The sequence below is a fragment of the Saccharothrix sp. ST-888 genome, from assembly GCF_000955975.1.
Lineage (GTDB): Bacteria > Actinomycetota > Actinomycetes > Streptomycetales > Streptomycetaceae > Kitasatospora.
Window position 1 is genome coordinate 1 of sequence record NZ_JYJF01000779.1, and the last position, 325, is coordinate 325.

The 325-nt window shown below is 75.4% G+C and carries 1 protein-coding gene; it reads right to left on the reverse strand.

Translation table 11 applies throughout. The features are described from left to right. Positions 1-192, reverse strand: a 192-nt coding sequence (locus tag UK12_RS44110; RefSeq protein ID WP_231591517.1) for a hypothetical protein, incomplete at its 3' end; no start/stop codon positions are given. Positions 193-325: the final 133 nt, after the last annotated feature.

Consider the following 325-nt stretch of genomic DNA (forward strand, 5'->3'; position numbering starts at 1 on the left):
GCCTGCCACGACCGCGTCGCCCCCGCCCATCGTCAGCACGTAGCGGCCCACGGGCCCGGCGCCGTGGCCCACCCCCCCGACCTTCGCCGCCACCCCCCTCCGCAGGACGCCGACGAGCACGGCGTTGACGATCAGCCAGGCCGGGACGACGACCGCGCCGGCCACAAAGTGCTCACCAACGCCGCCCAGCACCCCGTCATCCGCACTAAGCAGGTAGTCCTCCGCCGTCTGCTCCCCCCCCCGTCGCCCCACCCCTCCAAGCCGTACCCGCGTCACCAACCTGACCGCGGCAACCGCGCCCGCAGTCGCGCTCCCCGCGCAGACC